At 74.9% G+C, this 7,447-nt stretch carries 7 protein-coding genes; 2 read left to right on the top strand and 5 right to left on the bottom strand.

Going from position 1 to position 7,447, the window contains the following annotated elements; all coding sequences use genetic code 11:
• The 3 genes from ACFU6K_RS24730 to ACFU6K_RS24720 form a co-directional block, all read right to left on the bottom strand.
• A partial coding sequence (locus ACFU6K_RS24730) for a cation:proton antiporter (protein ID WP_380666450.1) occupies window positions 1-1,137 on the bottom strand: 1,137 nt, incomplete at its 3' end.
• Window positions 1,138-1,340: 203 nt separating this feature from the next.
• Window positions 1,341-2,672, bottom strand: a complete 1,332-nt coding sequence (locus tag ACFU6K_RS24725; RefSeq protein WP_380666449.1) for an FAD-dependent oxidoreductase — start codon at window positions 2,670-2,672, stop codon at window positions 1,341-1,343.
• A gap of 422 nt (window positions 2,673-3,094) precedes the next feature.
• Window positions 3,095-4,000 carry a TIGR01777 family oxidoreductase gene (locus tag ACFU6K_RS24720; protein WP_380666448.1) on the bottom strand — a complete coding sequence of 302 codons (906 nt, stop codon included), beginning with the start codon at window positions 3,998-4,000 and terminating at the stop codon, window positions 3,095-3,097.
• A 76-nt stretch (window positions 4,001-4,076) separates the two neighbouring features.
• On the opposite strand from ACFU6K_RS24720, the gene ACFU6K_RS24715 reads away from it, so the two are divergent.
• Both ACFU6K_RS24715 and ACFU6K_RS24710 read left to right on the top strand, forming a co-directional pair.
• A complete protein-coding gene (locus ACFU6K_RS24715) occupies window positions 4,077-4,583 on the top strand; it encodes a GNAT family N-acetyltransferase (protein WP_380666447.1) in 507 nt (168 codons plus the stop codon).
• 151 nt (window positions 4,584-4,734) lie between these two features.
• Window positions 4,735-5,865: a DUF2510 domain-containing protein gene (locus tag ACFU6K_RS24710; RefSeq protein WP_380666446.1), complete on the top strand. Its 1,131-nt coding sequence runs from the start codon at window positions 4,735-4,737 to the stop codon at window positions 5,863-5,865.
• A gap of 41 nt (window positions 5,866-5,906) precedes the next feature.
• Here the strand turns inward: ACFU6K_RS24710 and ACFU6K_RS24705 are convergent, their stop codons facing one another.
• Complete coding sequence (locus ACFU6K_RS24705; protein ID WP_380666451.1) at window positions 5,907-6,422, bottom strand: DUF4240 domain-containing protein; 516 nt, start codon at window positions 6,420-6,422, stop codon at window positions 5,907-5,909.
• A gap of 172 nt (window positions 6,423-6,594) precedes the next feature.
• A partial coding sequence (locus tag ACFU6K_RS24700; protein WP_380666444.1) for a 2-oxo acid dehydrogenase subunit E2 occupies window positions 6,595-7,447 on the bottom strand: 853 nt, incomplete at its 5' end.

Genomic DNA, 7,447 nt, shown 5'->3' with positions numbered 1-7,447 from the left:
GAACACCAGCACCGACAGCATCCCGGCGCCGACCAGCGCCGCCGCGGTCGAGGACGGCAGGTGACCGGCGTCCACCTCGATGGTGGTGATCACCACGACCAGCGGCAGCGCCGTCGCCCCGTACAGCGCGAGCGCCGCGCGGTCGCGCGGTCCGAGCCCGGCCGGGGCGAGCAGCGCGGCGGGCAGCCCGCGCACGGCCAGGAAGAGCAGCAGGAACACCGGGACCAGCAGCAGCGTGCCCGGGTCGTCCAGCAGGGCGTCCAGGTCGAAGTTCATCCCGCTGACCACGAAGAACACCGGTACCAGGAAGCCGAAGCCGATGCTCTCCAGCTTGGCCTCGATCACCTCCTCCTCGGCCTGCCGGACGCCGGCCAGCAGCAGCCGGGAGACGATCCCGGCGACGAAGGCCCCGAGCAGCATGTCGAGGTCCAGCCAGAGCGCGGCGGCGACCATGGCGGCCAGCACCAGGATCACCGCGCGGATCGCGAACTGTCCGGAGGTGCGCAGGGTCCGTTCGATCAGCCGGGTGGCCCAGGCCGGGCGGGGCCGGCGCGCGCCGAACACGGCGAGGGCGGTGATCACCGCGAAGGCCCCGAGGATGACCGCCGTGCGGGCCGGGGAGTTGCCGCTGAGCAGGGCGGCGATCGCGATGATCGGCCCGAACTCGCCGACCGCCCCGGTGGCCATCACCAGGGAGCCGAAGGGCGTGGGCAGTTCACCGGCGTCGCGGAGGATCGGCAGGATGGTGCCGAGCGCCGTGGTGGTGAGCACCAGCCCGGCGAAGGCGCCGTCCAGCGGGTCCCGGTTGACCAGCGCGCCCACGCCGAGTCCGACGGCCACCGAGACCAGCCACGCGGTGCCCGCCCGTTTCAGCGGGCCGCCGCGCAGCCTGGCGAAGTCGATCTCGTAGCCGGCCAGGAACATCAGCATGGCCAGGCCGAACTGGGAGAGCGCGTCGACCAGGCCGTCGACGTGCGCCCAGCCCAGGACGTCCGGGCCGATCAGGACGCCGAGCACGATCTCGAACACGACGGTCGGGACGGCGATCCACCGCAGCAGCCGGTCGGCGAGCAGTGGGGCGGCCACGGCTGCGGCGGGGATCAGGATCAGGGTCAGCGGCTGGGCGGCGGCGCTCACCGCGCAACCGGCCGAACGGTTGAGATCATCCGATGAACGGTCAGAGCAGGCACCCCGGCATCCTGGCACGCCGTCGGTCTGTCACCCCGGCAGACCGCTGGTGTGTCCCGGTACCCCGATGCGCTCCGGCGGTGGCGACGGCCGCCCCTGCCGCCCCTGCCGCCCCGTCGCTCAGGCCACCCCGACGACCACTCCCGCCGCCGTCAGGCCGCCGCCTCCGTCTCCCGGGCGTCGGCCGGGACGCCGAGGTCGCCCAGGACCGCCTGCGCCGCCCGCCGGCCGGAGACCAGCGCGCCCTGCACGGTGCTGGTGTCCCGGTGGTCCCCGGCGACGTACAGCCCGGCCAGCAGCCGCACCGGGCGGCGGGGGTTGTGCGGGGGCGGCATCGCGGGCAGCGCGTCCGGGACGTGCCGTACGCCGAGGAACTGCCAGCCCGAGGTCGGGACGCCGTACAGCTCGGTCAGCCGGGCCCGGACGGCCGGCTCCAGCCCGGCCGGGCCGCCCACGTCGAAGGCGCGCCGCCCGAGCACGGTGGTGGCGATCAGGGCCTGGCCGGCCGGGGCGTAGGACGGGTGCAGCTCGCTGAGCACCAGCGAGTGCGAGACCAGTGGCGGGTGCCCGTTCGGCCGGTCGCCGTCGAGCAGCAGGACGGCCTCGCCCAGCGGGGCGGTGTCGGCCGCGTGGTAGAAGGTCGTGACGGGGTGGAAGTCCGGCAGCCGCAGCCCGGGCAGCAGTCCGGCGGCGGAGCGGGCGTCGGTGGCGACGATGACGGCCTGGGCGCCGATCCGCCCGTGCGCGAGGGTCTCGACGCCGTCCGCGGCGATCGAGGTGACCTGCACCCCGGTGCGGACGGTTCCGGCGGGCAGGGCGGCGGCCAGCTGGGCCGGTACCGCCGCGATCCCGCCGGCGGGCAGACAGAGCCGCCCGCGCGCGTACGAGCGCAGCACCAGGTCGGCGATCCGGCTGCTGGTGCCGAGGGCCGGATCGGAGAGCAGCGCGCTGAGCAGCGGGCGCAGGAAGCCGTCCACGGTGCGCTGGGCGAGGCCGTGGCCGGCCAGCGCGCGGGCGGCGGTGGTCTCCGGCCGGGCCTGGAGCCGGCCGACCGGGGTGCCGGCGAGCCGGCCGAGCCGGCCGGCCAGCCGGGCCTTGTCCAGCGGGCTGCCGAGCGGGGCCCGGGCGGCGGCCTGCCGGGCGACGGCGAGCTGGGGGTCCCCGGCGCGGTACCGGCGGCCGGCGCTGTGCACCAGCACGCCGGGCGCGAGCGGGCGCAGGTCGAGGCGGTCGAGGTCGAGCGTGCGGCGCAGCTCGGGGAAGGCGGTGTTCAGCAGGTGACTGCCGTCGTCGAGCCGGAATCCGTCCTGCTCGCGGGTGGCCATCCGGCCGCCGATCCGGTCGGTGGTCTCCAGGACCTGGACGTCGAGGCCGTGGCCGGTGAGCGCGCGGGCGGCGGCCAGGCCCGCGAGTCCGGCGCCGACCACGACGACGTCCGGGTCGGACGGCCGGCGGGCGCGGCGGGTGAAGTCGTACGTGGGCACTGGGGTGCTCCCTCCCTGGTCCCGGGGCTCCGGCCGACGCAGGCAGCGGGGTGCCGGGACACGGTCCGTGGAGGGTGATGCCCAGTCAGTACGAGCATCAGACAAGCGCATCGGACCGGATCCGAGGGCCGGGGAGGGTTGTGCGGCACCGGGCGGGGGCGCGGTCACGGACAGTGCGCCGTGGTGGCCGGGTTCGGGGGTCGGCGGGCGCGTACGGTCACCGGGGGCGTGCGACGCGCCCACCATGTGCTCCCGTGCGCCCCCTCCTCGGGCCCCCTCGGGCCCGGCTCGGCATATGCCGCTGGCCAGGGTGGATGCCGCAGCCGGAGTACGCACGGCTCCGCACGCCCCGCGCGCACGCCCACGCGTCGCATCCCCGAGCGCACGCCCACCGGTCACACCGCCGCCCGCGCGCCGACCCGTCACATCGCCGCGAGCACCGCCGAGTACACGTCCGGGTGGGTGAAGCGGAAGCCCGCGTCCAGCAGCCGCCGCGGCACCACCCGGTGGCTGCCGACCACCTCGACCGCCAGCTCGCCCAGCACCGCCTTGAGCACCGCCTCCGGCACCGGGAACGGCGTCGGCCGCCGCAGCGCCCGCCCGAGCGCGGCGGTCAGCTCGGCGTTGGTCGCCGGGTTCGGCGCGGTGAGGTTGAAGGCGCCGGAGAGGTCGTCGTGGTCGATCAGGAACCGCAGCGCGGCCACCTCGTCGTGCAGCGAGATGAAGCTCCAGTACTGCCGCCCGTTGCCGAGCCGCCCGCCGAGCCCCAGCCGGAACAGCGGGAAGAGCCGCCCGCCCGCCCCGCCGGCCGCGGACAGCACCATCCCGGTGCGGGGGTGGACGACCCGGATCCCGGCCCGTTCGGCCGGCCTGGCGGCGTCCTCCCACTCGCGGCAGACCTCGGCCAGGAAGTCGTCCCCGGCGGGGGAGTCCTCGTCGATCACCCGGTCGCCGGTCTGCCCGTACCAGCCGACCGCGGAGGCGCTCACCAGGACCTGCGGCGGCTCCTTGAGCGCGGCCAGCGCGACGGCCAGCGTCTCGGTGCCGTACACCCGGCTCTCCCGGATCTCCCGCTTGTAGGAGTCCGTCCAGCGGTGGTCGCCGACCCCGGCGCCGGCCAGGTGCACCACGGCCTGGACCCCGGCCAGCCCGTCCCGCTCGACCTCGCCGAGCAGCGGGTTCCAGCCGATCGCCGTGCTGCCGTCCGGCCGGGGGCCGGTCTTCGAGCGGTGCCGGACCAGCCGGACCACCTCGTGGCCGTCCGCCAGCAGGGAGCGGACGAGCGCCGAACCGATCAAACCCGTGGAACCCGTGACAGCGATGCGCATGCGCCCATCCTCGCAGCTCCCGCACGCTCCCGCGGTGTTCCCGACCGCCCGTCACCTTCGCATGCGTCCCGTTAGCATGGCGCGCATGCCTGACGACGATCTGATCATCCGTACGGCGCGGAGCGAGGACGAGCGGGAACTCGCCGTCCTCAACCACGCCGCCTGGTCCGTCCTGTCCGACGTCTCCCCGCGACCGCCCGTCGAGGACCCGGTCTTCGACGAGCGGCACCCCGCCGAGCAGTACCTGCTGGCCGTGCTGGACGGCCGGATCGTCGGCTACATCCGTCAGGTCCCGGCCACCCCGCTGGCGAGCAACCGGCACGTCCGGCAGATCCAGGGCCTGGCGGTCGACGACACCGTCCGCGGCCGGGGCATCGGCCGTCGGCTGGTCGAGGCGGCCTGCGAGGCGGCCCAGGCCGAGGGTGCCCGCAAGCTGACCCTGCGGGTGCTCGGCTGGAACGCCCCGGCCCGTCGGCTCTACGAGAGCTGCGGCTTCGTCGTCGAGGGCTCGCTGGCCGAGGAGTTCCTGATCGACGGCCGGTACGTGGACGACGTCTGGATGGCCCGCCGCCTGGCCGACTGAGCCCCGGAGGGCACCCCGCCGGGCCCGCCCCGGCCCGCGTCGATCGTCCGAACAGGCTTGCCGCAAGCGGACGTTCGACGTTCCGGGCCGGTGCCGAGTCGTGACGGTTCCGCGCTGTCTGGACCGCCGCCGCGCCGGGTACCGTACGCCCGTGAGCAACTCGACGCCTCCCGGGTGGTACCCGGTCCCGGGTGCGGACGGCACCCCCGGTCACGAGCGCTGGTGGGACGGCAACGCCTGGAGCAGCGAGGTCCGACCGCTCCAGGACGGCGTCGCGGGCGGGCTCGCCGACGCCCCCACCCAGACCCGGCCGCCGTCCGACCAGCCGCCCGGCCACGGCCACCCCGGCGGCCCGGCCCCGGCCTACGGCTACCCGGGCCAGGACGCCCACCAGGCCCCGGCCTACGGCTACCCGGGCCAGGACGCCCACCAGCTCCCGCCCTACGGCTACCCGGGCCAGGACGCCTACCAGGCCCAGGGCCAAGGCCAGGCCCAGGGCGGCTACCCGGGCCAGGGCCCCGGCTACGGCTACCCGGGCCCGGGTTACCCACCGTCGCCCCCGACGGCCAGGGCCAGGCCGCAGACCGGCCTGATCATCGGCATCGCGGTCGCCGTGCTGGCCGTGGGCGGGATCGTCGCCGGGATCGCGTTCAGCGGCGGCGGCGACCGGAGGGCGGACCCGACCCCGGACCCCACGGTCACCGTGACCCAGAGCGGCAGCCCCACGTCGAGCCCCAGCCCCACCGTGCCCACGCCCACCCCCAAGCCCAAGCCCCTGCCGGTGGTCAAGAGCACCGTCCCCGACCCGCAGCACGCGATCACCGTGCCGGTCTTCGACGGCTGGGACGTGTCCACCAACCCGCCGCACTCGACGGTCTACCTGGGCACCGGCCGCTACAGCTGCCCGGACGGCAGCTCCTGCATCCGCGGCCAGTTCTCGGTCGAGAAGGACACCGTCCAGGGCACCACGCCCAAGGCGGCCGCCGACGCCCAGATCCCGGTCTACGCCGGGCAGATCTTCTCCGGCGTCAGCTCGCACACCGACGCCGGATCCGGGTACGTCAGGGTGGCCGGGGTGCTCGGCTACGCCACCCGCTGGCACATCCGCACCACGGACGGCACCCAGGGCTACGTCCTGCTGGCCGCCCTCCCGGCCAAGGGCGGCGGCTACGTGGTCATGGAGGGCGGCGTGGACGACAGCCCGGCGGCGCCGGACTTCTCGGCACTGGACCAGATCCTCAACGGCATCCAGCAGGACAGCTCCTCCGGCAGCAGCACCTGACGAAACCGCGAAGGCCGGTCCGCCGGCCCGTCCGGTGCGCCCTAATCCCCGTACCGTTCCCAGAGCTTGGGGTAGCGCTTGGCCATGACGTCCGGGTCGTCGAAGTCCAGCACCGGCCCGGACGGCTGCTCGGCCTGCCGCCCGCCCACCTCGGGCAGCGGCAGCCCGGTCAGCCGCTCGTACGCCTCGTCGGCGGCGTAGCCGAGGTCCTCGGCGTCGCCGTCCTCCTCCTCGTCGAACTCCGGCAGCAGGTCCGCCAGGTCGTCCGGTTCGGCCAGTCCGCCCTCGAAGACCTCGCGGCCCTGGCCGATCAGCCAGAAGCGGAAGTAGTCGAAGGAGTCGTCGGAGGCGCCGTCGAGCAGCAGGTAGGCCGCGCCCCACAGGTCGGTGCGGTACGCGCGCCGGAACCGCGCCTGGAACAGCCGGGCGAAGTCGATCACGTCGTCCGGGGTCAGCTGGAGGAGTCGTTCCACCAGGAGGTCGGCCTGCTCGTCGGGGTCGCCGTCGGCGGCGTCCCGGGTGTCGTCGATGATCTGCCAGAAGTCCGTCTCGTCCATCACCGCTCAAGCATCCCCGTTCGGCCGCCTCCGCGCATGCCACGACTCGGCGCGGACCCGCGACCCGGTGCGTCCGGCCGGCCCGCGACGGGGGCCGGGAACGGCGGAACCCCGCGCCGTCCGGGGACGACGCGGGGTTCCGTACGCGGGTTTCCGCGGGGACCTGGTGGGGTCAGAGGCCGAGCTCGACCTCGAACTCGCCGGCCTCCAGGATCTCCTTGACCGCGACCAGGTAGCGGGCGGCGTCGGCGCCGTCCACCAGGCGGTGGTCGTAGGAGAGCGACAGGTAGGTCATGTCGCGGATGCCGATGGCGGTGCCGCCGTCGGCCTCGATGACGACCGGGCGCTTGACGGTGGCGCCGATGCCCAGGATGGCGACCTGGTTCGGCGGCACGATCACGGTGTCGAACAGCGCACCGCGCGAGCCGGTGTTGCTGATGGTGAAGGTGGCGCCGGACAGCTCGTCCGGGGTGATCTTGCTGTCGCGGACCTTGCTGGCCAGCTCGGCGGTCTTCTTCGAGATGCCGGCGATGTTGAGGTCGCCCGCGCCCTTGATGACCGGGGTCATCAGGCCCTTCTCGGAGTCCACCGCGATACCGATGTTCTCGGTGTCGAAGTAGGTGACCGTGCCCTCGGCGTCGTTGATCCGGGCGTTGACGACCGCGTGGACCTTCAGCGCCTGGGCGGCGGCCTTGACGAAGAACGGCATCGGGGAGAGCTTGACGCCCTCGCGGGCCAGGAAGCCCTCCTTGGCCTTGGCGCGCAGCGACATGATCTTGGTGACGTCCACCTCGACCACGCTGGTCAGCTGGGCCTGCTCGTGCAGCGCCTTCAGCATGTTGTCGCCGATGACCTTGCGCATGCGGGTCATCTTGACGGTCTGGCCGCGCAGGGCGGACGGCGCGGCGGCGGCCTTCGGCGCGGCGACCGGGGCCGGGGCGGCAACGGGAGCCGGGGCAGCGACCGGAGCGGCCGGAGCGACGGGGGCCGGGGCAGCGACCGGAGCCGGAGCGGCAACGGGAGCC

Source organism: Kitasatospora sp. NPDC057512, assembly GCF_042802135.1.
Classification (GTDB): Bacteria; Actinomycetota; Actinomycetes; order Streptomycetales; family Streptomycetaceae; genus Kitasatospora.
This window is presented reverse-complemented; position numbering and strand designations above follow the sequence as displayed.

What these genes read in the sequence shown, in the direction of transcription:
- ACFU6K_RS24720 (WP_380666448.1), bottom strand. Translation starts at nt 4,000, where the DNA reads ATGCGCATCGCTGTCACGGGTTCCACGGGTTTGATCGGTTCGGCGCTC.
- ACFU6K_RS24715 (WP_380666447.1), top strand. Translation starts at nt 4,077, where the DNA reads ATGGCGCGCATGCCTGACGACGATCTGATCATCCGTACGGCGCGGAGC.
- ACFU6K_RS24705 (WP_380666451.1), bottom strand. Translation starts at nt 6,422, where the DNA reads ATGGACGAGACGGACTTCTGGCAGATCATCGACGACACCCGGGACGCC.